This is a genomic window from Vaginella massiliensis (assembly GCF_900089075.1).
Taxonomy (GTDB): Bacteria; Bacteroidota; Bacteroidia; order Flavobacteriales; family Weeksellaceae; genus Weeksella; species Weeksella massiliensis_A.
This window is the reverse complement of sequence record NZ_LT593746.1, coordinates 448,464-470,353: the sequence shown is the minus strand read 5'-3', so window position 1 is coordinate 470,353 and position 21,890 is coordinate 448,464. Positions and strand designations below refer to the sequence as shown.

25 protein-coding genes are annotated in these 21,890 nt (G+C 39.1%); 17 read left to right on the top strand and 8 right to left on the bottom strand.

What is annotated here, in order from left to right:
- Nucleotides 1-12: 12 nt before the first annotated feature.
- The gene (gene deoC, locus BN8061_RS03430) at nucleotides 13-756 is read left to right on the top strand and encodes a deoxyribose-phosphate aldolase (RefSeq protein WP_068596520.1); all 744 of its coding nucleotides are present in this window, start codon (nucleotides 13-15) and stop codon (nucleotides 754-756) included.
- A gap of 52 nt (nucleotides 757-808) precedes the next feature.
- Here deoC and BN8061_RS03425 read toward each other — a convergent pair whose 3' ends face one another.
- From BN8061_RS03425 to BN8061_RS03410, 4 genes are all read right to left on the bottom strand, one after another.
- On the bottom strand, nucleotides 809-1,357 hold the full coding sequence (locus tag BN8061_RS03425; RefSeq protein ID WP_154662239.1) for a hypothetical protein: 549 nt from the start codon (nucleotides 1,355-1,357) through the stop codon (nucleotides 809-811).
- 85 nt (nucleotides 1,358-1,442) lie between these two features.
- Nucleotides 1,443-2,348, bottom strand: coding sequence for a pseudouridine synthase (locus BN8061_RS03420; RefSeq protein WP_068596516.1), 906 nt, complete (start codon nucleotides 2,346-2,348; stop codon nucleotides 1,443-1,445).
- A 49-nt stretch (nucleotides 2,349-2,397) separates the two neighbouring features.
- Nucleotides 2,398-3,279, bottom strand: coding sequence for a geranylgeranylglycerol-phosphate geranylgeranyltransferase (locus BN8061_RS03415; RefSeq protein WP_068596513.1), 882 nt, complete (start codon nucleotides 3,277-3,279; stop codon nucleotides 2,398-2,400).
- 6 nt (nucleotides 3,280-3,285) lie between these two features.
- Complete coding sequence (locus tag BN8061_RS03410; RefSeq protein WP_068596510.1) at nucleotides 3,286-4,200, bottom strand: mevalonate kinase family protein; 915 nt, start codon at nucleotides 4,198-4,200, stop codon at nucleotides 3,286-3,288.
- A 68-nt stretch (nucleotides 4,201-4,268) separates the two neighbouring features.
- Between BN8061_RS03410 and BN8061_RS03405 the strand changes: the two genes are divergently transcribed.
- The 13 genes from BN8061_RS03405 (at nucleotide 4,269) to BN8061_RS12135 (ending at nucleotide 13,984) form a co-directional block, all read left to right on the top strand.
- Complete coding sequence (locus tag BN8061_RS03405; protein WP_068596508.1) at nucleotides 4,269-4,619, top strand: MmcQ/YjbR family DNA-binding protein; 351 nt, start codon at nucleotides 4,269-4,271, stop codon at nucleotides 4,617-4,619.
- A gap of 13 nt (nucleotides 4,620-4,632) precedes the next feature.
- Complete coding sequence (locus tag BN8061_RS03400) at nucleotides 4,633-5,286, top strand: CBS domain-containing protein (protein WP_068596506.1); 654 nt, start codon at nucleotides 4,633-4,635, stop codon at nucleotides 5,284-5,286.
- Between the two features lie 19 nt (nucleotides 5,287-5,305).
- A complete protein-coding gene (locus BN8061_RS03395; RefSeq protein WP_068596504.1) occupies nucleotides 5,306-6,187 on the top strand; it encodes an NAD kinase in 882 nt (293 codons plus the stop codon).
- 112 nt (nucleotides 6,188-6,299) lie between these two features.
- A complete protein-coding gene (gene porG, locus BN8061_RS03390) occupies nucleotides 6,300-7,094 on the top strand; it encodes a type IX secretion system protein PorG (RefSeq protein WP_094745841.1) in 795 nt (264 codons plus the stop codon).
- A complete protein-coding gene (locus BN8061_RS03385; protein WP_068596500.1) occupies nucleotides 7,094-7,837 on the top strand; it encodes an isoprenyl transferase in 744 nt (247 codons plus the stop codon). The genes porG and BN8061_RS03385 overlap by 1 nt, the downstream gene beginning before the upstream one ends.
- Before the next feature lie 22 nt (nucleotides 7,838-7,859).
- Nucleotides 7,860-10,400, top strand: coding sequence for an outer membrane protein assembly factor BamA (gene bamA / locus BN8061_RS03380; protein ID WP_235802677.1), 2,541 nt, complete (start codon nucleotides 7,860-7,862; stop codon nucleotides 10,398-10,400).
- A gap of 63 nt (nucleotides 10,401-10,463) precedes the next feature.
- A complete protein-coding gene (locus tag BN8061_RS03375) occupies nucleotides 10,464-11,084 on the top strand; it encodes an OmpH/Skp family outer membrane protein (protein WP_068596497.1) in 621 nt (206 codons plus the stop codon).
- 40 nt (nucleotides 11,085-11,124) lie between these two features.
- Nucleotides 11,125-11,643, top strand: coding sequence for an OmpH/Skp family outer membrane protein (locus BN8061_RS03370; RefSeq protein ID WP_235802676.1), 519 nt, complete (start codon nucleotides 11,125-11,127; stop codon nucleotides 11,641-11,643).
- Between the two features lie 55 nt (nucleotides 11,644-11,698).
- On the top strand, nucleotides 11,699-12,253 hold the full coding sequence (gene rfbC, locus BN8061_RS03365; protein ID WP_068596492.1) for a dTDP-4-dehydrorhamnose 3,5-epimerase: 555 nt from the start codon (nucleotides 11,699-11,701) through the stop codon (nucleotides 12,251-12,253).
- Nucleotides 12,250-13,101 carry a dTDP-4-dehydrorhamnose reductase gene (gene rfbD / locus BN8061_RS03360; protein WP_068596489.1) on the top strand — a complete coding sequence of 284 codons (852 nt, stop codon included), beginning with the start codon at nucleotides 12,250-12,252 and terminating at the stop codon, nucleotides 13,099-13,101. The genes rfbC and rfbD overlap by 4 nt, the downstream gene beginning before the upstream one ends.
- A 193-nt stretch (nucleotides 13,102-13,294) precedes the next feature.
- Nucleotides 13,295-13,471: a hypothetical protein gene (locus BN8061_RS12145; protein ID WP_235802675.1), complete on the top strand. Its 177-nt coding sequence runs from the start codon at nucleotides 13,295-13,297 to the stop codon at nucleotides 13,469-13,471.
- Nucleotides 13,472-13,552: 81 nt separating this feature from the next.
- Complete coding sequence (locus tag BN8061_RS12140; RefSeq protein ID WP_317038972.1) at nucleotides 13,553-13,711, top strand: hypothetical protein; 159 nt, start codon at nucleotides 13,553-13,555, stop codon at nucleotides 13,709-13,711.
- A 6-nt stretch (nucleotides 13,712-13,717) separates the two neighbouring features.
- Nucleotides 13,718-13,984: a hypothetical protein gene (locus BN8061_RS12135; RefSeq protein WP_235802674.1), complete on the top strand. Its 267-nt coding sequence runs from the start codon at nucleotides 13,718-13,720 to the stop codon at nucleotides 13,982-13,984.
- Nucleotides 13,985-14,044: 60 nt separating this feature from the next.
- Here the strand turns inward: BN8061_RS12135 and mvaD are convergent, their stop codons facing one another.
- Nucleotides 14,045-15,109: a diphosphomevalonate decarboxylase gene (gene mvaD, locus BN8061_RS03350; RefSeq protein ID WP_068596487.1), complete on the bottom strand. Its 1,065-nt coding sequence runs from the start codon at nucleotides 15,107-15,109 to the stop codon at nucleotides 14,045-14,047.
- 9 nt (nucleotides 15,110-15,118) lie between these two features.
- Nucleotides 15,119-16,111, bottom strand: a complete 993-nt coding sequence (locus BN8061_RS03345; RefSeq protein ID WP_068596486.1) for an NAD-dependent epimerase/dehydratase family protein — start codon at nucleotides 16,109-16,111, stop codon at nucleotides 15,119-15,121.
- Between the two features lie 247 nt (nucleotides 16,112-16,358).
- Between BN8061_RS03345 and tyrS the strand changes: the two genes are divergently transcribed.
- Together tyrS and cls are read left to right on the top strand one after the other, a co-directional pair.
- Nucleotides 16,359-17,654, top strand: a complete 1,296-nt coding sequence (gene tyrS / locus BN8061_RS03340; RefSeq protein WP_068596483.1) for a tyrosine--tRNA ligase — start codon at nucleotides 16,359-16,361, stop codon at nucleotides 17,652-17,654.
- A 44-nt stretch (nucleotides 17,655-17,698) separates the two neighbouring features.
- Nucleotides 17,699-19,243 carry a cardiolipin synthase gene (gene cls, locus BN8061_RS03335; protein WP_068596481.1) on the top strand — a complete coding sequence of 515 codons (1,545 nt, stop codon included), beginning with the start codon at nucleotides 17,699-17,701 and terminating at the stop codon, nucleotides 19,241-19,243.
- Nucleotides 19,244-19,260: 17 nt separating this feature from the next.
- Here the strand turns inward: cls and BN8061_RS03330 are convergent, their stop codons facing one another.
- Nucleotides 19,261-19,812 carry a hypothetical protein gene (locus tag BN8061_RS03330; RefSeq protein WP_068596479.1) on the bottom strand — a complete coding sequence of 184 codons (552 nt, stop codon included), beginning with the start codon at nucleotides 19,810-19,812 and terminating at the stop codon, nucleotides 19,261-19,263.
- 72 nt (nucleotides 19,813-19,884) lie between these two features.
- On the opposite strand from BN8061_RS03330, the gene BN8061_RS03325 reads away from it, so the two are divergent.
- Nucleotides 19,885-21,261: a tryptophanase TnaA gene (locus BN8061_RS03325; protein WP_068596477.1), complete on the top strand. Its 1,377-nt coding sequence runs from the start codon at nucleotides 19,885-19,887 to the stop codon at nucleotides 21,259-21,261.
- A 47-nt stretch (nucleotides 21,262-21,308) separates the two neighbouring features.
- On the opposite strand, the gene BN8061_RS03320 is transcribed toward BN8061_RS03325, so the two are convergent.
- Complete coding sequence (locus tag BN8061_RS03320) at nucleotides 21,309-21,770, bottom strand: DinB family protein (RefSeq protein WP_068596475.1); 462 nt, start codon at nucleotides 21,768-21,770, stop codon at nucleotides 21,309-21,311.
- Nucleotides 21,771-21,890 lie beyond the last annotated feature (120 nt).

Genomic DNA, 21,890 nt, shown 5'->3' with positions numbered 1-21,890 from the left:
ATATGGTAAACAATGAGTGTAAAAGATTACTTAGATTCAACTTATCTTAAAACACCAGAGCAAGCAGGAATATCTAATTCAGAGACTTTAGAGAAAGTGCACCAATTGACGCAAGAGGCAATTGAAAACGGATTCTACGCCGTGATGATTCGTCCAGATTATGTGCGCTCGGTACGCGAAATTTTGGATTCGCAATCGAGTCTTGTAAAACTGGGAACGGTAATTGGTTTTCCAGAAGGTGATTACACCTTAGACGAAAAAATGCGCGAAGCCCAGAAAGCAATTGCAGACGGTGCAGACGAATTGGATTTTGTGGTAGACTATACTGCTTACAAAAAAGGCAACTTAGAAAAGGTTTCGGAAGAGATAGAGACCTGTACTCGCATTGCAATACGAGAGGGAAAAATTGTAAAATGGATCATCGAGACTGCTGCACTTACCGATGAAGAAATCGTAGGAATTACAAAACTGATTCGAAAAATTGTAGAAGAAAAAATTGGCGCCGACGAGGTGTCGAATGTCTTTGTGAAGTCGTCTACAGGCTTTTACCAAACGCCAAATGGCGAACCCAACGGTGCAAACGAACACGTGATAAAACTGATGTTGGAAAACGCTGGACAGTTGCCTGTGAAAGCTTCTGGCGGAGTACGAAATATAGAGGAAGCCAAGCAGATGATTGCGCTGGGCGTGAAACGAATCGGGACGTCTTCGGCTTTGGCAATTGTAAGAGGCGAACGAGCGGAAGATTCTTATTAGGATAATTTTAATGATTAAAATAAACAAAAAAGCGACTCGGCAGAGTCGCTTTTTATTCTACTGAAAATTCTCCAGTGATATTTCCTTGAGCTCTTTTTCCGTTCTTGTATTCAAAATCAAATTTCACGTTGTACTCTTTGTTGCCCTTATCTTCTATGTAAAAAGTGCCCTTTCCTTTCGAGCCTTTATCTTCTGTGCTACTTTCAGTATCGCGAAGGTTGTAAAAACTATTCAACAAGTCATAGTCCCCATGTTCGAAAATCGTTTCGCCCTCAGCGTTTTCTTTTGCTATATAATTTCCGGTGATTCCTTTTTCTCGATCATAATGTATCGAAACCGCTATGGCAAGCTGTTTTTTGCTGTCTTTATCGTAGCCTGTAAGGTGTACCCAAGCGTTGTTCAATTTCTCGCCCTCCGTAATTGTTAATCTGAGTGGATTGGGCGAGTATTCTGATTTGATATAGTATTTCTCCCCGTCAAGCGTAATAGAGTGAGCTTCGACAGTAGACGATTCTAAATCATTTTCTATATTATACTCCATGCAGGCAGTAACAGAGACAAGACCAAGCAATAAGATAAAGTAACGTGCTATTTTTTTCATTTGGTATTAATTTTTATTGCGAACAATGACTTCATGTTTCGAGATAAAAAATCTCATCTTATAAGACGAGATTTTTCGAAAATTATTATATCATTTTCAAATAATTGATTTCTTGTTGGGTCAATGCTCTGAATTCGCCTTTTTTCAACTTCGATTTGGTAAGTCCGGCAAATGATACACGATCGAGTTTTTCTACTGTATACCCCAATTTTTCGAAAATTCTACGCACAACGCGATTCCAACCGATATGGAGTTCCAAGCCAACTTGGTTGTGTGGTTCACCTTCGATAAAGCTGATGTCGTCTACCATTGCAACACCTTCAGGAATCAGGCGGATGCCTTTTTTTATTTCGGCCATATCCTGATTGGTCAATTTTCTGTCGAGGGTTACGTGGTATATTTTCTTGACGTCGTAACTCGGATGCGTGAGTTTTTTGGTCAAAAATCCATCGTTTGTGAACAAAAGCACGCCAGTGGTCTGTCTGTCTAATCGCCCAACTGGAAAGATGCGAGCCGTTGTGGCATCTGCCATCAAATCCATCACGGTATTTCGGTTTCTTTCATCTTTCGAGGTGGTGATGTATCCTTTGGGTTTGTTCAAGATGAAATAGACATTTTTTTCTGCCGTGATCTTTTTCCCGTCGAATTTCACTTCGTCGCCAGGTTGCACTTTGTATCCCATTTCGGTTACGATATTTCCGTTTACGGTTACCACACCTGTTGCGATGTATTCGTCTGCTTCGCGGCGAGAGCAAATCCCTGCATTGGCAATGTATTTATTCAATCTTATGGTGCCATCGTCTTTTGGTGGAGTTTGCAAGCGTTTTGCAAAACGATTTTTGTTGTAAACATTGTACACATCTTTACCTTTGTAATTGCTCGATTTCGGTTTGCCGAAGGTCGAGTTGGAAGTCGATGGTTTACGATTGTCTTTCGATTTTGGATTCGAATTTTTATTATTTCTAGAAGATCGGTTATCTCTTGCGTTCATATTAAAATTTTGGTATTAAAAAATTGTATGTTCGGCTGTATACAATTGGTTACAAAGTTAGGGGTTTTATTTCGATGAAAATAATACTTATCACACCCATCACAATCAACGCCTTGAAAATCAAATGTAAGATTTTATAATCTTGTATAGAAGAAATTCTGAAAATAATAAATCCGATGAAGATGAGGATGATAGAAGTGCTGTATAAATAATATTTCATCCAGCCAATTTCGGGTGTATTCACGAGGTAAGCGGCAAATCCGATCGCGATGAGAATGCCGATGCAGAAGACAATTTTGGTAAGTTGTTCGCCGTATGCCAGTGGCAAAGTATGATAACCGTAAATTGCATCTGCCTTTTGCGAACTCAAATCTTTGACCAAATCGGTGATGAAAAGTAGCGCTGTAAGAAAACCTGCGTGAGAAAAAACATTCCAAGAATAATTTTCGAAAAAAAGAAATAGCGCAAAAAAAGGAATGACCCGAATGAGAACCGAGAAAAGATTTTTGATGTAGACCACTCGGTTGGCACGGTGGCTATAGACCCATACCAGAAATTGATACAGCGCAAAAAATACCAACACTCGCCAAGAAACAAGGGCTGCAATTACAAGCGCCAACGCGTTGAGGAACAGGTAGAACCGAAGTTTGAAGCCTTGTGATACTTTTTTGTTGAGGTAAGCGAGCAACGGACGCTTGATTTCGTCTTTTTCTAAATCGTAAAAATTATTGATGATATAACCTGCAGCAGCACTCAGTACAGATGCAAAAATTATCCCGTTGAGTTTCGGGTTCAACAAGGTTTGCATGTGATTGGTTGTGGGTGCAAAAATGAACAACGAAGCCAGGTATTGAGCTAATGCCAAAATGATGAGATTGTACCCTCGCACGACATTGAAGAGTGCAATTATCTTTACGAATACATCTCTCATAATTTTTTAGAATCGGTACACAATCTCGGTGTTGAAATTTTTCAGATAAGGCAATGCTTTTTCGTAATCTTCTGTAAAACCTAAAACGTAGCCTCCGCCGCCAGAACCACAAAGTTTCAAATAGTACGAATTGGTTTCGATGCCAGTTTTCCATAGTTCCATTACCTTTGTTGGGATCATGGGTTGTAGATGTTCCAATGCCCAAGAAGAAAGCTTCTTGAGGTTGTAAAACAAGGTTTTGTATTCGCCTTTGACAAAGTCATCTATACAGGCGTTGTTGTATTTTATAAACTCTTCTTTGAGTGTTTTTCTGAAGCCGTCGTTCTTCAGTTTGTCGAAGAAGATTTGTACCATCGGGGCTGTTTCTCCAGGTGTTCCAGAGTTGATCAAAAAGATTGCTCCTTTGCCTTCTTTCGCTGCGGGCATCCCAACGGTCGAGATGTCGTCTTTTGATTGAATTAGCAACGGTATTTTCATGTAACAAATCAGCGGGTCTATCCCAGAGCTTGTGCCATGAAAGAAAGATTCCATTTGCCCAAAAAGTTTCTTCAGTTTGGCAATGTTTTCTTTGGATAATTGTTGGTCGATGTCGATTTTATCAACCGCATATTTATCATAAATCGCCGCAACCAAGGCGCCAGAGCTTCCTACACCATAACCTTGCGGAATATTGGAATCGAAGTGCATGCCTTGTGCTACGTCTTCTAGAAATTTCTTGGTATCGAACTCAGCCGCAAAATGTTGATCCAAATGTTGGGCAAAACGTTTGAGGTGTTGATTGGATTCTGTAGAATTTTCGGAAGCATCGAATTTCAAAACGCCGTTGTAATCACTGAAAGGAATGGTCAGGCCTTTAGAATTTTCGATTATACCATATTCACCAAACAAAAGAATTTTTGCGTAAAATAAAGGATTCTTCATATAGTTCTGAAATTCAATGCAAAATTACATAATTTTTACTTACATTTCTTATCAAATTTCAGTCCAAGATGAACATAGAAGAAATTCGCTTGTATTGTTTGCAAAAATCAGGGGTTACAGAAGATTTTCCTTTCGACGATGAGGTTTTAACATTTAAGATTTTGGGCAAAATATTTTGCCTTTCCAACCTCCATTCAATTCCGCTCAAAATCAATCTCAAATGCGATCCAGATTACGCAATCGAGCTTAGAGAGCGGTACGAAGCCGTCACGCCAGGCTATCACATGAGTAAAAAACATTGGAATACAATTTGTGTAGCCGATACGATAGAACCTGCGCTTGTTTATTCGCTTATCGATCATTCGTATGATTGTGTAGTGAAAGGCATGCCGAAAAAACAGCGCAATCAATTAAAATAATTACCTTTGTCCCATGTACACGACCGAATATTTGAATGCTGATTTTATTCCTGCAAAAAAGAAACAGGGCGCTTTGGAGATTTTGCAGTTGCTTCAGGATCAAAAATTAACCCATATTCCTGTTTTCGACCGAATGAAATTCATTGGAAACATTGCCGAAGAAGATTTGTTGGATATGAGTTATGATGATGCTTCGGATTATGAAAACTTTGCCGAAAAGTTTTACGTAAGCAATGCGCACACGGTTTTGGACGCGATAAAAATGATGCATCAGCACCATGCCAATATGGTACCAGTGCTCGATAGTGAAGAAAAATATTTGGGAACCATCTTGCAGAGTGATGTGATGGATCGTATTGCGACCACCTTGTTTATGGAAGAGGCTGGGGCAGAAATGTTGCTCACCATCCCAACGGTAGACCTGTCTGTTGCGGCAATTGCCAATATTGTGGAGTCGCACAACAGCAAATTGCTGGGGGTTTTTATTTTGGGGCAAGAAGAAGATCGCTCGAAGGTTTTGATCAAAGTCAGATCAGAAAACATTTTATCGATTGGCGAAACCTTGGAACGGTATGGTTATCAGGTGATTCAGAAATATTACAACGATGAAAAAACCGGCTTGATGACCGATCGTTACAATCAATTGCTCAAATACATCAATCTATAAAAAAAACGAACTCTAGTCGATGAAAGTTGCATTATTTGGTCAGAAAACAAGCACATCTTTGCACGATATCGTAGATCCTTTTTTATCTTTTTTAGAAAGTCGAAAGGTAGATTATTGCATCGAAGAGCAATTCAGAACGATTTTAACCAACTATACCGAGCGCGATTTATCGGCGATCGAAACGTTTGATAGTTACGAATCGCTTGACAAGTCGGCAAAATTCATGTTCACTTTTGGCGGCGATGGTACCATCCTCAATGCCATAACGTACATTCAGCAAAGTGGTATCCCGATAGTTGGGGTCAATACCGGACGTTTGGGATTTTTGGCGACCATCAACAAAAATTATTTTTTAGACCAATTAGAAAATATTTTTCGAGACGAATACAAATTGGTTCCCAGAAGTTTATTGACCATTCATTCTGATGATCCAATCGATTTGGAACACAATTTTGCTCTGAACGAAATTACGGTTACTCGTAGAGAAACCACTTCGATGATTACCGTAGATTCTTGGGTAAACGGCGAGTTTCTGAATTCGTTTTGGGCAGACGGACTCATCGTTTCTACGCCAACGGGTTCTACGGGTTATTCGTTGAGTTGCGGCGGTCCTATTGTGCATCCGTCGAACGAAAACTTTATCGTAACGCCTATTGCTCCTCACAACCTGAATGTTCGCCCTTTGATATTGGACGACCATAATGTGATCGACCTGAAAATAAAAAGCCGTGCCGAGGAATATTTTCTGTCGTTGGATTCGCGCAATTTAGCTTTGCCAACTTCGGTAGAAATCACCATAAAAAAGGCGGATTTTTATATCTATATTGTTGAGACGAATGATCCGAATTATTACAAAACCTTACGCGAAAAATTGCTTTGGGGATCAGATAAACGAAATTAAACGCAATATTTCTTCTTAATTTTTGTTAAATCAATTATCTTGAAATCAGTTTTGTTTATATTTGCTCGTTCAAAATCAAAATATAAACAACGACTATTCTATTATATAAGACATGAAGAACTACATTATTGCATTGATTATGTTGCTTAGTACAACGTCGTTGTTCGCACAAAGGCACGAGCTCGGTCTCTTTTTAGGTGGAGCAAACCTAATATCAGATATCGGAAGTGAAAATTATATCAATCCAATACCGTCAAGACTAAAAAACGGAAAATTGGGAGTGCCCGCTGTTGGTGGAGTTCTGTACCGTTTCAACTTCAATCCGCACATGGGATTTCGATTGGGACTGAGCTATGCGCAGGTAAACGATCATGATATGAACTCGGGTCAGTTATACAAAAGACAGCGCAAAGCCTTTTTCAAAAATAATATTGCAGAAGGTTCGCTGTTGTTTGAATATAACTTCTTTCCGATCAACGACGAAGGCAATGCCCATTCACCCTTCATATTTGCAGGTATTGGTGCTTTTAGCTCTCGCGAAAACGAAGTTTACTATAGAGAAACAGTCATAGTTGATGAAAACGGAAATGTAATAGAACCCGTTGGGATAGATACGCGTAAGAAAACAGTAGCCAATTTCTCTTTTCCAGTAGGCGCTGGGTATAAATTGAAAGTAGGATACAATTGGGTGATAGCAGCAGAGGTAGGATTTCGCTATACCAATACCGATAGATTGGATTTGAGTGCCTACTCTTTTAACGATAATATTTACAATGAAGACGGTTCGCTGAGAGGCGTAATCGGTGAATATAAGACCATAGGTAATATTTCGAACACCGATTGGTATGTTTTTACAGGTCTATCTTTAACCTATGCTTTTGGTCGACCACCATGTTATTGTAATTAATGAGTGAGATTTTAGAACATATAGATTTAACGAAAGTGCCTCAGCATGTTGCCATCATTATGGACGGCAATGGTCGTTGGGCAAAAAAGAACGGAAAAGAAAGAACCTTCGGGCACAAAAATGCTTTGGGAGCAGTAAGAGCTGCTATCGAGGCTTGCCGTGATCTGAAAATTCCGTACCTTACGCTATATGCCTTTTCTACAGAGAATTGGAAGCGTCCGAAACCAGAAGTTTCGTTGCTCATGACGCTTTTGTCACAAACAATTCAGCGAGAAATAAAAGAGCTGCACGAGAACAACGTACGATTGAATGTGATTGGGAACATCAGCAAATTGCCAAATGCTACCCAAAAAGAATTGAACAAAGGGATAGAACTCACCCAACACAACACAGGTTCTACCCTGACACTCGCACTCAATTATGGTGCGCAAGAAGAGATTTTAGAAGCGACCAAAAAAATCGCATCAAAATATAAAAACAACGAAATACAATTAGAAGAGATCAACGAAGAGTTGTTTGTTTCTTCGTTGTATACCAGTGATTTGCCAATGGTAGATCTGATGATTAGAACCAGTGGCGAAACCAGAATTAGCAACTTTTTGCTTTGGCAAATTGCCTATGCCGAATTGTATTTTACCCCAATTTTGTGGCCAGATTTCAACAAAGAAAGCCTATATGAAGCCGTGTTGAATTACCAAGGCAGAGAAAGACGTTTCGGAAAAATCAGTGAACAATTAATCTAGTCTACTAGAATTATATAGAAGTATGAAGAAAATAACTTGGACAATGTGGATGTTGGGTGCGTATCTTAGCTTGGTGAATGCACAAGTAAACGATACCATTCAGCCTGACTTTTATACCGCACAAAGTCAAGATTTTAATAATTTGAACGCCGTGAGAACTTATATTCTAAAAGATGTAAACCTTACCGGCGATACCAAATTCAGTAAAAATCAAATTTTAAGATTTGCTGGATTCTCTTTGGGCGACGAAATCGAAATACCGGGCACCAAAATCAACAACGCCGTGAAAAAACTTTGGCGCTCGAACATGTTCTCGGATATCAACATCTATATTTCTTCGGTACAAGGGAACGAGGTGGTGTTGGAGTTGAATCTGATGGGCTTGCCAGAGCTACAACAAATCAATATTTCGGGAATCAAAAAATCACAAAAAGAAGAAATCATCAAGAAAAACAAATTGAACCCAGGTGTGAAAATCACCAACAATTTGTTGAATCAGACTCGAAACAATATCCAAGACTATTACCTTGGGAAAGGTTATCCAGAACCCGTAATCAAATTCAACCGTACGGTTGCCGATAATCAAAAAGAAAATATCGAAGTCGTAGTAGATCGAGGACCACGAGTAAAAATAAAAAACATTGAATTCGAAGGAAACCAAGAACTATCTGATCGAAAATTGCGCAAGGCAATGAAAGACACCAAACGCCGCTCGATTAACTTCTTTAAACCATCGAAACTCATCGACGAAAAATACCAAGAAGACCTAAAAAAAGTAGTTGAGAAATACAAATCGGCAGGTTTTCGTGATGCCAAAATTGTCTCTGACAGCATTATAAGACTCGACGAAAACAACGTGAAAATTGTAGTCAAGGTAGACGAGGGACGTCCGTATTATCTGGGTAAAGTTTCGTTTGCTGGAAACTCTGTTTATACATCAGAGCAATTGGCGCGCGTGTTTTCTTACAAAGAAGGAGACCGATACGATGCGGTAGGAATCGGTAAAAAAGTATCCGGATCAGAAAAAGATGACGACATCCAAACCTTGTACATGGATAGCGGTTACTTGTTTGCGCAAGTCATTCCGATCGAGAAAAATATTCAGAACGACACCATCGATCTCGAAATTAAAATTCACGAAGGAACGCAAGCCACCATCAACCGCGTTACAATCTCTGGAAATACCGAGGCGCACGACCACGTATTATACCGCGAATTGCGTACCCAGCCAGGGAATCTTTTTTCGAAAACCGACATCAAACGTACGGTTTACGAATTGGCAGCGACCAATTACTTAGAGCCAACGCAAATCGCTCCAGACGTTCAGCCCAATTACGAAAACAATACAGTAGACATTAACTGGAAAGTAGCACCAAAATCGGCATCGCAAGTTGAGCTGCAAGGTGGTTATGGTGGAGGAACTTTCATCGGAACCTTGGGATTGACCTTTGGGAATTTCTCGATAGGAAATATGTTCAACAAAGAAGCTTGGAAACCAGTTCCGATGGGTGACGGACAACAATTGTCGCTACGTGCTCAAGCCGGATATGGATACCAAAATTATAGTTTCTCTTTCGTTGAACCATGGATTGGTGGCAAGCGACCAACCTCGCTTTCGACATCGTTCTATTACTCACGCTACAATTTCCGTGATGCAAGTTCGCAAAATCTGAATGGTGAACGCACTAAACTCAATATTTTAGGAGCGAATGTCGGCATCAGCAAATTGCTCACTTGGCCCGATGATTATTTCCGTCTAAGCCACTCGGTTGCTTATCAGCGATACGATTATCATAACTATAATTTGTTCTCTATAGGCGGAGTACAATACTCTGAAGGGATATCGAACAACCTGAATTATACCATCGGACTCTCTAGAAACTCTGCTGGTCCAGACCCTGTTTTCCCACAAGGCGGATCAGAATTCAGCGTTTCGGGAACGTTTACCATTCCTTATTCGTTGATCAACAATAAAGATTATACCACAATAGAACCACAAGAGAAAATCAAGTGGTTGGAGTATTACAAGATAAAAACCAAGGCATATTGGTACAAAGAACTTGCAGGTAAATTGGTTGCAAAGATTGGAGGTGAATTTGGATATTTAGGAGCCTACAATCAAAAAATTGGCACCATACCGTTCGAAAGATTCTATTTGGGAGGAACAGGATTGATGCAACAACGATTCGATGGTCGGGAAATTGTAACCCTACGGGGATATGAAGATTCATCGAATTATGGAGGGCAAACCGGAAGCGATATCACGCCAAACGGTGGAGGAGCAATTTACAACAAATTCATGTTCGAGTTGCGTTATCCGATCACCATGAGTCAGACTGCTAAGATTTTCGCCCTTACTTTTGCAGAGGCAGGAAACACTTGGTCAAACGCACGCGAATACAAACCATTCGAACTGAAACGTTCTGCTGGTTTAGGTGTTCGAGTTTTCATGCCAGCGTTCGGTATGTTAGGCTTCGATTTCGGTTATGGATTCGACAGGCCAATTGGCAGTACAGAACCATCTGGTTGGCAAACCCATTTTATTATTGGTCAATCATTTTAAATTTATTAAATTCGCCAAAACTCTAAAGATATTTGGCATAGTTTTCGAAATAACACGACACATATGAAAAAGTTGATTTTTTTAGTCCTTCTTTTTATAGGTCTATCGAATGTGGTAACGGCGCAACGCTTTTGTTATGTCGATACCGAATATATTTTGAACAACTATCCAGCTTATACCAATGCCCAAAGTAGTCTGAAAAGACAAACAGAAGCTTGGCAAAAAGAATTGGAATTGAAAAAAGAAACGCTGCAAAAAATGCAAGCAGAATTCGAGGCAGAGAAAATCTTGTTGACAGACGAACAAGTGAAAGCTAAACAAGCTAAAATAGACGAAGAGTCAAACAATATTCGCGTTTTACAAGACAAACGATATGGTCCAGAAGGCGATTTGCTAAATTTGCGTAAAAGTTTGGTGAAACCCATACAAGACCAGATTTACAACGCAACCAAACAAGTAGCAGACAGGTTGAACTATAGTTTTGTTTTCGACAAAGGAAGCGACCTCATCATGGTTTACACCGACCCAAGATTCGATATCAGTAGAGAGGTTTTAAAAATTCTAGTACCCGAAAAATTTGATACCAAAACAACAAACAACACTACTAATAATACCAATAATCGAAACAATACCAAAACCACCATCAACAATAGAAATAATACAAACAAAGCCATTAAAAAATAATCGAAATATCAATTAAAGTTTAATACAATTAATTATGAATATGAAAAATTTGAAATTTTTTGCTTTATTATCAATGTTCGTTTTCGGAACACTCGTAACATTTGCACAAGAAGTAGCGCATGTTGATTATAATAAAGTATTGGACGCAATGCCAGAATACAAGAAAGCCAATTCTGATTTTGAAGCATTAGCAAATAAACATAAAACCGAAATCGAGAAATTCGAAGGTCAACTAAGAACGCTTTACGAGCAAGCGCAAAAAGAGTTGCAAGGCAAGTCTCCAGAAGAGGCACAAAAAATCTTGACAGATAAAAAATACCAAGAGCAAGAGCAAACTTTGCAACAAAAAATTCAAACTTACAGAGAAGCCGCTCAAAAAGAAATGATCGACAAAGAAAAATCACTATTCGAGCCAGTTTATCAAAAAGCAAACAAAGCAATTGCTGCAGCTGCTAAAAAGAAAAACATCAAATACGTTTTACAAGAAAGTGCGGTAATCTACTTTGGGGGAGGATACGACATGTTCAACGATGTAAAAGCAGAATTAGGAATCAAATAATAAAAAAAATTTAATTATTTTTGAGCCACTAAGTCATTAGTGGCTTTTTTATATCATGAAAGGAATAGAAACTTCACTCCAAGGATGCTTTATTTTAGAACCACAGGTTTTCGAAGATCAACGAGGCTATTTTTTCGAGTCGTATAACCAAGAGAAATTATCAAGCATTTTGGGCTTTACCCCAAACTTTGTGCAAGACAACCAATCGCGTTCGCAATATGGCGTTGTCAGAGGTTTGCATTTGCAAGCTGGTGAATACGCACAAGCCAAGTTGGTACGCGTCATCGAAGGCAAAGTGCTCGATATTGCAGTCGATGCGCGTCCAGATTCACCCACTTTTGGGCAATCGATAGCCGTAGAACTATCCGCAGAAAACAAAAAACAATTGTTTATCCCAAGAGGATTTTTGCATGGCTTTTCGGTATTATCAGAGACGACAACTTTTTTTTATAAATGCGATAATTGGTACAACAAATCGTCAGAAAACGGCGTGAATCCTTTAGATGAAGATCTGGCAATCGATTGGCAAATTCCGTTCGATCAGATGATTTTATCCGAAAAAGACCGAGAAGCACAAAGTTTCGAAACGTTCAAAAGCAATTGGCGATGAAAAGAATTTTGGTTACGGGTGCAAATGGTCAATTGGGGCAATCAATTCATTTGGTGTCAACGGATTATCCTGATTTTGAATTTTATTTTAAAACTTCACAAGAACTTGACATTACGAACGAGACCTTAGTGAAACAGTTTTTTCAAGAAAATCCGGTAGACATCGTCATCAATACCGCCGCTTATACCGCTGTAGACAAGGCAGAAGAAAACCGAGACAATGCGTATCGTGTAAATGCAGTTGGAACTAAAATTTTGGGCGAACAAACAAAACAATTCAACATTCCGTTGGTGCACATCTCCACCGATTATGTGTTCGATGGAAGCGTTGCAACGCCAAGATTAGAATCAGACCCAACCAATCCGATTGGGGTTTACGGCAAAACCAAACTTGCGGGCGAACACTTTGCATTGGCTTCCAATCCAAAAACCATCATTCTTCGTACCGCTTGGGTTTATTCGCGTTTCGGAAATAATTTTGTGAAAACCATGCTGCGCCTTTTTGATGAAAAATCAGAAATTGGCATCATCAACGATCAGATTGGTTCGCCAACCAATGCAATAGATTTGGCAAAAGCAATCTTGGATATCTTAAGTCATAAAGAGCTAACGTACGGAATTTTCAATTACTCGAACGAGGGCAAATGCTCGTGGTTCGAATTTGCTTCTAAAATAAAAGAATTCACCAATTCGTCGATCCAGATCAATCCGATTCCGACATCGGCTTACCCAACTCCAGCAAAACGCCCAGCCTATAGCCTGCTAGATAAGTCAAAAATAAAAAACACTTACCGTTTAGCAATCCCTCATTGGGAAGAAAGTTTGAAGGTCGAATTAAAAGAAATGTAGGCTATTTTTTAATAAAAGAAATAGCTTAAACGATGTTGAGCTTCTTTGTTTTAGGAGGTTTTAAATTCTTCTCGATTACATCAAAAAATAATAATTGATTCTTGCAATATTGCCACAATAGTTGCTTCGAAACAAAATAATTTTATAAAGCTATAAAAATGGCACTACAAGAAAAATTAGAAAAACAGGGAAATTGGCTATTCAAACACAGAAGCTTTTTGCCTTTAATCATTTTATCCATCAGGATCATCCTTTACGTGAGGACGGAGGTTTATCCCGAAAATTTTTCTTAGAAAATACGCCATACGAAATTTATTACGAAATGACGGCTCTTTTCATCGGACTTTTGGGGCTGGCTGTGCGAGTTTAAACGGTAAGGCATGCGCCTAAAAACACCTCTGGAAGAAATACAAAAGAAGGACAAATTGCAGACACGTAGAATACCACCGGAATGTATTCGATGGTAAGACAACCGCTCTATCTCAGTAACTTTTTGATGTGGATTGCTCCCGCCATGCTAACCGGAAATTTTTGGTTTATCGTTGCGTTTTGTCTATTCTACTGGGTTTATTACGAAAGATTTATGTACGCCGAAGAACAATTTTTGTGAAACAAATTGGGAGAAAAATATACCCAATGGGCCGAAAAATCACCAGCCTTTATTTCTAATTTCAAAAACTTCAAAAAGCCTGATACGCCTTTCAGTTGGAAAAGAGTTTTGATGAAAGAAAAAAATGGTCTCTTTGCTTTGTTTCTGATTTTCTTTTTGTTCGACATTTTGGGCGAAATAATCCAATCGAAAACAGATTATAATTATTTTCAGATTATAATGTGCATTTTGACTGGGCTGAGTTATTTGGTGCTCAGGTATATGAAAAGATAAACAAATTTGCTCAACGAAGACCAATAAAGCAATACAGCGTTGTAAAACAAAAAAAGTGAGTTAAAAACTCACTTTGTCTTTGATATAATTTCCTTTTTCACAATATTGTTTCAGCTCATTTTCGATGAATTCTTCGATAGCAGCTGCATCTTGCTCTGGATACAACAAATGAATGTTGGCACCAGCATCTAAGGTGAAATAAAGGTGTTTGCCCGTTTCTTTTCGGTATTGCCAAAGTTTTTCTATGGCGGCAACGGTGTTGGGTTTCATCAAAATGAAGGCTGGCTGCGAAGTCATCATCATGGCGTGCAGCGTCAAAGCTTCGTGTTCTACCAATTCGCCAAAAGCTTTTAGGTCGCCAGACTTTAAGATGCTCAACAGTTTTTTCAGGTTGTCATTTGCTACTTCAAATCGTTTTTCAGCGTAGGGATGATTGTTCATCAAATTGTGTCCTACGGTTGACGAAACCGATTTTTGCCCTTCGTGAATCAACAAAATAGTGTCGCGAAACGTCTTGAAAACCTCGTGAATCTGGTTGTCGTCCAATCGTATCGCATACAAATCAGAACTGCCAATCATAAAATCATTTTTACCCCATTCGACCAAACCTTTGTAAGTCGATCGGCAAGCGCTTCCCGAGCCCAATCGAGCCAAAAACGATGCTTTGCGGTGTGCTTCTTTTTCAGAATATTGGGCACCCAATTCTCTTTCGATTTTGATCAGGCAATTTGCCAATGCACTCATGCCAGAAGCCGAAGAGGCAATGCCAGAGCTGTGCGGAAAAGAATTGTGCGTGTGTACTTCGAAGCTGAAAGCGCGTAAAAAAGGAACGTAAGCTTCGATTCGTTCAAAGAATTTCAAGATTTTTGGCGCAAAACTTTCGGTGTATTCTCCTTCCAAAAAAACTTTTACATCGAAATCATTCCCAAATTTGGGTTCGTACTTCAATTCTGTTTCCGTATAAGAATTCGTGAGCGTAAAACTTATCGAACTATTGGTTGGGATTTGTTGGTCTCTTTTGCCCCAATATTTGATCAAAGCGATATTCGATGGACTCTGCGATTGTACGCTTCCGGCAGTAAGAATAAGGTTGTCTGATAGTGGTGAAACGAATTGATTTTCCATGGAACAAAATTATAGTTTTAGTTGTTTATAATGTTCAAAATGATAGTCCAACGCCTCGTCTATTGGAATAAAATCATAATGCAAGGTCGATTTTATTTTATGATTGTCATAAGACGTCAAGGTTGTAATGGCCTTCAAGGTTCCTCTATCTAGATTTGGCAATCCAAAAGGTTTTCCTAGTTGTGATATTTTGTGAATTCCGTACAAAAGCGAGTTTGGAACTTTTTTGGTTTTCTGATGATATTTTTCAGCGATTCGATTCAGCACATCGAAATAATACACATTTTCGCTGTTTAAAATGAATTTCTGATTATAAATTTTTTTCTGATGCAATTCGAGAAGAATAGCCACGACATCGCGTACATCAACAAACCCAGAACCACCTGCTGGCGCATAACGATTAGTGAAATGATTCCTGAAAATGCGTTCGCTTTCTCGCTTGCCGTCCAAACTGCCAATGATGATAGAGGGGTTCACCACAATCACATTCAGTCCTTCTTGTGATCCACGCCAAACCTCCATTTCTGCACGAAGTTTTGATAAAGCATAGGTCGAATGTTTTTTATTTGGATTGAATGCAGAATTTTCGTCCAACATTTTGGTAAGCGGATTGAGATCATCTAAGGTTGCGATAGAACTCACAAAAACAAAATCGTTTACCTTTGCCTCGATGGCTGCATTCACCAGATTTTCGGTTGCGGTAACATTTGTGGCAATGATTTCGTCGTCGAGGCGATTGTCGAAACTCACCAAAGCTGCAGCATGAAAAATGGTTTCGACGTCTTGTAAAACCTCCTCAACAAAAGTTACATCGAGCAGATCACCTTCGACCCAATCGATTTGTTGGTAACGTTCGCCAGCGCCGTGTTTTTCGAAAAAATCCTTCACGGTATTGAGGTTAGAATTTTTTCGTTTCAATGCACGAATATGCGCATACTGTGTTGTAAGACGCAACAACAAATTCACACCAACCAAACCTGTTCCACCGGTTACAAAAATCATAGTACGAAAATAGGACTAACCGCGAAATAATTAAAATTTTAAGTCCTAAAAGCTGTAAAAATATTCTATAATCAAAACTTCGAAACAAAAAAAGCTATTGCGCCATGTGCTGCTTTCTATTTTGAACCAAAAAAATACGGATTTAATAACGAGGATAATCAAAACGCTACAACACACTTTTGAGGTAGAATGCTAACGTTTTAGAAGATAATGTCTAACTTTGCAAGCCAATAATAGACTAAAGATTATGAATGCATTGTTAGAAGAATTGACATGGCGTGGTCTTATCCACAACATCATGCCAGGGACAAGTGAGCAACTCGACAAAGAAATGACAACCGGTTATGTTGGATTTGATCCTACAGCAGATTCTCTGCACGTGGGAAGTTTGGTTCCGATTTTCTTGTTAGTGCATTTACAACGCCATGGGCATCGTCCGTTAGCCTTGGTTGGTGGCGCAACGGGTATGATTGGCGATCCGACAGGCAAAAGTGCCGAACGAAATCTGTTGGACGAAGAAACTTTGGCGCGTTATGTTGCAGGAATCAAATCGCAATTAGAACGATTTTTAGACTTCGACGGTCGAAATGGAAATTCTGCCATTTTGGTTAACAATTACGATTGGATGAAGGACTTTTCTTTCATCGATTTTGCCCGTAAGGTAGGAAAACACATCACCGTAAATTACATGATGGCAAAAGATTCTGTAAAATCGAGGTTGTCTTCTGAATCGAGTGTTGGGATGTCGTTCACCGAATTTACATACCAATTGATTCAAGGTTACGACTATCTGCACCTCTATCAAGAATTGGGAGCCAAATTGCAAATGGGAGGTTCGGATCAATGGGGAAATATCACCACCGGAACCGAGCTCATTCGCAGAACTGTACAAGGGGAAGCTTTTGCTTTTACCTGTCCGTTAACCACCAAAGCAGACGGGAGCAAATTCGGAAAATCTGAAGGAGGAGAGAATATTTGGTTGGACAAAAACCGTACTTCTCCGTATAAATTTTACCAATTTTGGTTGAATCAGGCAGATGTAGATGCCGAAAAATATATTAAGATTTATACTTTTTTAGACAAAGAAAGCATCGAAGATTTGATCGAAAGACATCGTCAAGAACCTCATCTGAGAGCCTTACAACGAAAATTGGCAACAGAAATCACCATTTTGGTTCATGGGATAGACGAACTGCACAAAGCAGAAAAAGCATCGCAGGTATTGTTTGGCAAATCAACCTCTGAGGATCTGAAAAGTTTAGACGCAGAGACTTTTATTTCTGTTTTCGAGGGCGTGCCACAAGCTAAAATTGCGAAAGAAGAATTAGAAAACGGAATACCAATGGTTGAGGTTTTGGTAGAAAAATCAGGATTCCTAAAATCGAATTCAGAAGCCAGAAGAGAGCTTACGGCAAATTCTATTTCGGTGAACAAAGAAAAAGTGGCAGAAGATTTTGTGCTGAATGCTACTCATCTTATCGCAGACCACTATGTGTTGTTGCAAAAAGGAAAGAAAAACTATTTTATTTTAGTGGTAGAGTAAACAAAACAGTTTGCCAAGAATACAAAACAAAACTCGTCCTTGTGATGAGTTTTTTTTATATTAGGGCATCAAGAGATGATGTTTTGGCAGAGATTTCAGAAATTTTACATCAGATTTGGCAGTTTTTGGTGGAGTGGTATTGGGTTCCGATTTCGCTTATCTATGTGTTTGTAATTCTCGCCATTCTCATAGAAAACAGAAAACCCGAAAAAACCATTGCTTGGATTTTGGTCATTGTCTTTGTGCCGGTTGTAGGACTGATTTTGTATTTCTTTTTCGGTCAGAAATTCAATAAAGAAAAAACATTATCGAGAATAGATGCCCAACAACGCAAACAAATCAGAAATCATTGGCAAAGTATAAGTTCTGTAAACAGCGACAACCTCGAGCTTATAAGCCAACGCATCGGGAGTTTTAGCAAAGTTTTTCAGTACCTGTACCACAGCAAGTCTTCGCCTTCGTACATCAACAGCGAGATAGAAGTTTTGATCAACGGAGAAGAAAAATTCCCGCTATTTTTAGAAACGCTTCGCGCAGCGAAACATCATATCCATTTAGAATATTACATTTTCGAATTCGACCTTATCGGTAGCCAAATAATCGAAATTTTGTTGGAAAAAGCAGCGCAGGGCGTGATTGTTCGTCTTATTGTAGATGATTTTGGATCACCAAGACTCAATAGAAAAGCCAAAACACTCTTCAAAGATAGTTTGTTGCAGTACCAAACCTTTCTGCCCGTTCGATTTTCTTCTTTGGCAAATTCTAATTATCGCAATCACCGGAAAATAATGATTGTAGATTCGGAAATTGCCTTTGTAGGTGGTATCAACATTTCAGATAAATACATCAATACCCAGTCGTATCACAAAAATAATAAGACTTATTGGCGAGACACTTCATTGTGCGTACGAGGCGAATCGGTCGACATGTTAGAGTTTCAGTTTTGGCTCAGTTGGTCGATGACAGACGGCAAAATGTATCCGATTGAAAATAAAGCTTATCATTTTCCCAAACAAGCGGTTGCATGCCCAAAACTTGTGCGCTCTGTAATCGGGTTTTCGTATTCTTCGCCAGGTTCCGATGTGCCTTCGGCAATGGAATCGATGATTTTGGCCATTACGCTGGCAAAAGAAAAAGTTTGCATCACCACGCCATATTTCATTCCTTCCGAAGAATTTAAATTAGCCTTGTTGATTGCCGTTTCGAGCGGAGTGGAAGTTAATCTTATTTTACCCGAAAAAGGCGATTCTTTTATCGTGCAACAGGCGTCACTTTCTTTCCTGAAAAACCTCATGAAGCGTGGCGTAAACGTGCATTTGTACCAAAAAGGTTTTGTGCATGCCAAAACAATTGTTGTAGACGACAAGCTGGCTTTTGTGGGGACGGTGAACCTGGACAATCGCAGTTTTTTTATCAATTTCGAAATTTCAGCCGTTTTTTATGACGAAAAATCCATCGCAAAACTTCAAAGGCAATTCGATGCCGATTTATTGCACACCAAGCAAATTACCTATGATCAGTGGAAGTCTATCTCGGTGGTTTCGAGAGCGATAGCTTCTTTGTGTCGCTTGTTGGCGCCTTTGTTATAATTTTGGTCTGAAGGAATTTACAACACCAACAAAGTTTTTTTGGAGTTAAACAAATCTTCCAGCGCAGGAGGCAAGCCGCCGATATTGTCCATAAAATCATCGAAAAAACCTTTGGTATGATCCGATAGCAATGCCTGATACATTTCGATGGCATCATCCGAGATAAACATCGGAAATTGTGAGTGAAAATTTGGTTGATGAATGAAAACAACCTGAAATTCGTCGCAATCTTCAACTGGTTTTTCTGTGATTATGCAACGAGCATGTTGCTTTGATTGGGATGTTTGCGTTTCTGCAAAACGATTTTCGATAACGGTTGTTTTTTCGGTGATGAATTGCTGTATATTGGATTTCGACTCATTCGAAATATCTTGATTCATTTGCAAACGACAAGGGTCGCAAACCACCAATTCGAACACGGTAATCAATTCCCGATCTACATAATTGCGTTGGTATGCTTTTTCTACAATATAGGTTTTTCCTACGATGCTTTCGCCACAAACGCTACAATGTTCGAAAGGTTCTCGGCTGTGGTCTGAAGTCAAAAATTGATGCGAATCAAAAGTCATAAAAAAGATTTCTACGAAACTACTTAAAAATGAATAAAATTCAGTTAAATTTAAAACATCAAACACAACAAAATGAAATTACCATTTATAGAACCCTACCGCATCAAAACGGTTGAGGAAATCAAATTCTCTACACGCGAAGAACGCAGTCGTTGGATCGAAGAAAAACATTTCAACCTTTTCAATTTAGAAAGCGATAAAGTCATCATCGACTTGCTGACCGATAGCGGAACAGGCGCCATGTCTGATAAGCAGTGGGCCGAAATGATGTTGGGCGACGAAAGCTATGCCGGGTCTCGTTCTTTTCAGAAGCTGCAAAATACCATAGAAAAACTCACTGGATTTCCCTATTTGATTCCGACACATCAGGGTAGGGCAGCCGAGAATGTTTTGTTTTCGGTGATGGTAAAAGAAGGCAACATTATACCCGGAAACACCCATTTCGACACGACCAAAGGACATATAGAATTTCGTAAAGCGCATGCCGTAGATTGCACCATAGATGAAGCTTTCGAAGTAGACAGAGAACATCCTTTCAAAGGAAATATTGACTTGAAAAAGTTGGAAAATCTTTACCAAAAACATGGAAAAGAAAACATTCCGTTGACCTTGATTACGGTGACTTGCAACTCTTCTGGCGGGCAACCGGTGTCGATAGAAAACATTAGAGCGGTAAAAAAATTATCAGATCAATACGGCATTCCAGTTTTTTTCGACGCAGCAAGATTTGCCGAAAATGCTTATTTCATCAAACAAAGAGAAGAAGAGTTTCGAGACCAGAGCATCAAAGCAATTGTAAAAGAAATGTTTTCTTATGCAGACGGGATGACGATGTCTTCTAAGAAAGATGGCTTGGTGAATATTGGCGGTTTTTTGGCAATGCACGATGAAAAACTTTACCAAGAAGCTGGTAATTTTGGAATCATCTACGAAGGTTATTTGACCTACGGAGGTTTGGCTGGTAGAGATTTGGGTGCTTTAGCACAAGGATTGGACGAGGCTACCGAATACGATTATTTGCACGCTCGAATTTCGCAAGTAGAATATTTGGGTGAGAAGTTGCGAAGTTTTGGTATTCCTATCCAATATCCTATTGGAGGACATGCTGTGTTTGTAGACGCCTTACAGTTTTATCCGCAATTATCGCGCGAAGATTTTCCGGCGCAGACCTTGGGCATCGAGTTGTACAAAGAAGCTGGAGTTCGAGGGGTAGAAATAGGAACTTTGTTGGCGGATCGAGACCCCGAAACGAGAAAAAATCGCTATCCGAAGTTAGAATTGTTGCGATTGGCAATCCCGAGAAGAACTTATACTCAGAATCATTTGGACTACATCGCCACGGCGCTAAAAAATGTTTATGATCGTCGAGATGAAATAAAATCGGGATACGAAATCGAATGGGAAGCACCAATCTTGCGTCATTTCACGGTAAAACTCAAAAAGAAATAATGATTCATCAAAAAAAAGGTCTGATTTTTCAGACCTTTTGTATTTCGTTAAAACGGTAAATTTTTTTTCATAGCCATGATATAGCCCAAATGCATGGATTCGTGCACATTGTTGAATTGGATGGCATCTTCTATGCATTCTAATTTTACACCAAAACTCGTTGTATATGGTTTATAATAGGCCAATTTTTCTGATCGATAATCTTTATAAAGAACTTTCGGCGTTTGCTCGAGCACCTCAATCAATTCGGCTACATCTTTCTCGGTAACCTCCGTATTGCCGATTGTCCCTTTTTTATATTTCTCTATAAAAGTTTTATCAACATACATCTTATTGTCGGTCAAATAGTACATGATCAATTGTTGAGTTGCCAAGACGTGCGCGGCATTCCAAAAAATATTGTTTTTGAATCCGACCGGGATGTACAAGAGTTGTTGCAGAGAATGCAATTCCAACTCATCGATGATGTGTTTTCTGATCTGTCCTAAATAAAAAATCTGCTCTTCCATAGTTGTTGATTTCCATAGCAAATTAAAGAAATTTATTGTGATATAACATAAAACGATTAAAATCAGTGAACAAGATTTTATCGTCCCATGCTTAATTTGTAAATTTGTGCAACTTATAAA

Coding starts and splice junctions, on each gene's coding strand:
- BN8061_RS03415 (WP_068596513.1), bottom strand. CDS start 3,279: ATGAGAGATGTATTCGTAAAGATAATTGCACTCTTCAATGTCGTGCGA.
- cls (WP_068596481.1), top strand. CDS start 17,699: ATGAGTTTTTTTTATATTAGGGCATCAAGAGATGATGTTTTGGCAGAG.
- tyrS (WP_068596483.1), top strand. CDS start 16,359: ATGAATGCATTGTTAGAAGAATTGACATGGCGTGGTCTTATCCACAAC.
- BN8061_RS03385 (WP_068596500.1), top strand. CDS start 7,094: ATGAGTGAGATTTTAGAACATATAGATTTAACGAAAGTGCCTCAGCAT.
- BN8061_RS03425 (WP_154662239.1), bottom strand. CDS start 1,357: ATGAAAAAAATAGCACGTTACTTTATCTTATTGCTTGGTCTTGTCTCT.
- BN8061_RS03330 (WP_068596479.1), bottom strand. CDS start 19,812: ATGACTTTTGATTCGCATCAATTTTTGACTTCAGACCACAGCCGAGAA.
- deoC (WP_068596520.1), top strand. CDS start 13: ATGAGTGTAAAAGATTACTTAGATTCAACTTATCTTAAAACACCAGAG.
- BN8061_RS03420 (WP_068596516.1), bottom strand. CDS start 2,348: ATGAACGCAAGAGATAACCGATCTTCTAGAAATAATAAAAATTCGAAT.
- BN8061_RS03400 (WP_068596506.1), top strand. CDS start 4,633: ATGTACACGACCGAATATTTGAATGCTGATTTTATTCCTGCAAAAAAG.
- mvaD (WP_068596487.1), bottom strand. CDS start 15,109: ATGGAAAATCAATTCGTTTCACCACTATCAGACAACCTTATTCTTACT.
- BN8061_RS03345 (WP_068596486.1), bottom strand. CDS start 16,111: ATGATTTTTGTAACCGGTGGAACAGGTTTGGTTGGTGTGAATTTGTTG.
- BN8061_RS03405 (WP_068596508.1), top strand. CDS start 4,269: ATGAACATAGAAGAAATTCGCTTGTATTGTTTGCAAAAATCAGGGGTT.
- BN8061_RS03325 (WP_068596477.1), top strand. CDS start 19,885: ATGAAATTACCATTTATAGAACCCTACCGCATCAAAACGGTTGAGGAA.
- BN8061_RS03370 (WP_235802676.1), top strand. CDS start 11,125: ATGAAAAATTTGAAATTTTTTGCTTTATTATCAATGTTCGTTTTCGGA.
- bamA (WP_235802677.1), top strand. CDS start 7,860: ATGAAGAAAATAACTTGGACAATGTGGATGTTGGGTGCGTATCTTAGC.
- BN8061_RS03375 (WP_068596497.1), top strand. CDS start 10,464: ATGAAAAAGTTGATTTTTTTAGTCCTTCTTTTTATAGGTCTATCGAAT.
- BN8061_RS03410 (WP_068596510.1), bottom strand. CDS start 4,200: ATGAAGAATCCTTTATTTTACGCAAAAATTCTTTTGTTTGGTGAATAT.
- BN8061_RS03320 (WP_068596475.1), bottom strand. CDS start 21,770: ATGGAAGAGCAGATTTTTTATTTAGGACAGATCAGAAAACACATCATC.
- rfbD (WP_068596489.1), top strand. CDS start 12,250: ATGAAAAGAATTTTGGTTACGGGTGCAAATGGTCAATTGGGGCAATCA.
- porG (WP_094745841.1), top strand. CDS start 6,300: ATGAAGAACTACATTATTGCATTGATTATGTTGCTTAGTACAACGTCG.
- BN8061_RS03395 (WP_068596504.1), top strand. CDS start 5,306: ATGAAAGTTGCATTATTTGGTCAGAAAACAAGCACATCTTTGCACGAT.
- BN8061_RS12140 (WP_317038972.1), top strand. CDS start 13,553: ATGTATTCGATGGTAAGACAACCGCTCTATCTCAGTAACTTTTTGATG.
- rfbC (WP_068596492.1), top strand. CDS start 11,699: ATGAAAGGAATAGAAACTTCACTCCAAGGATGCTTTATTTTAGAACCA.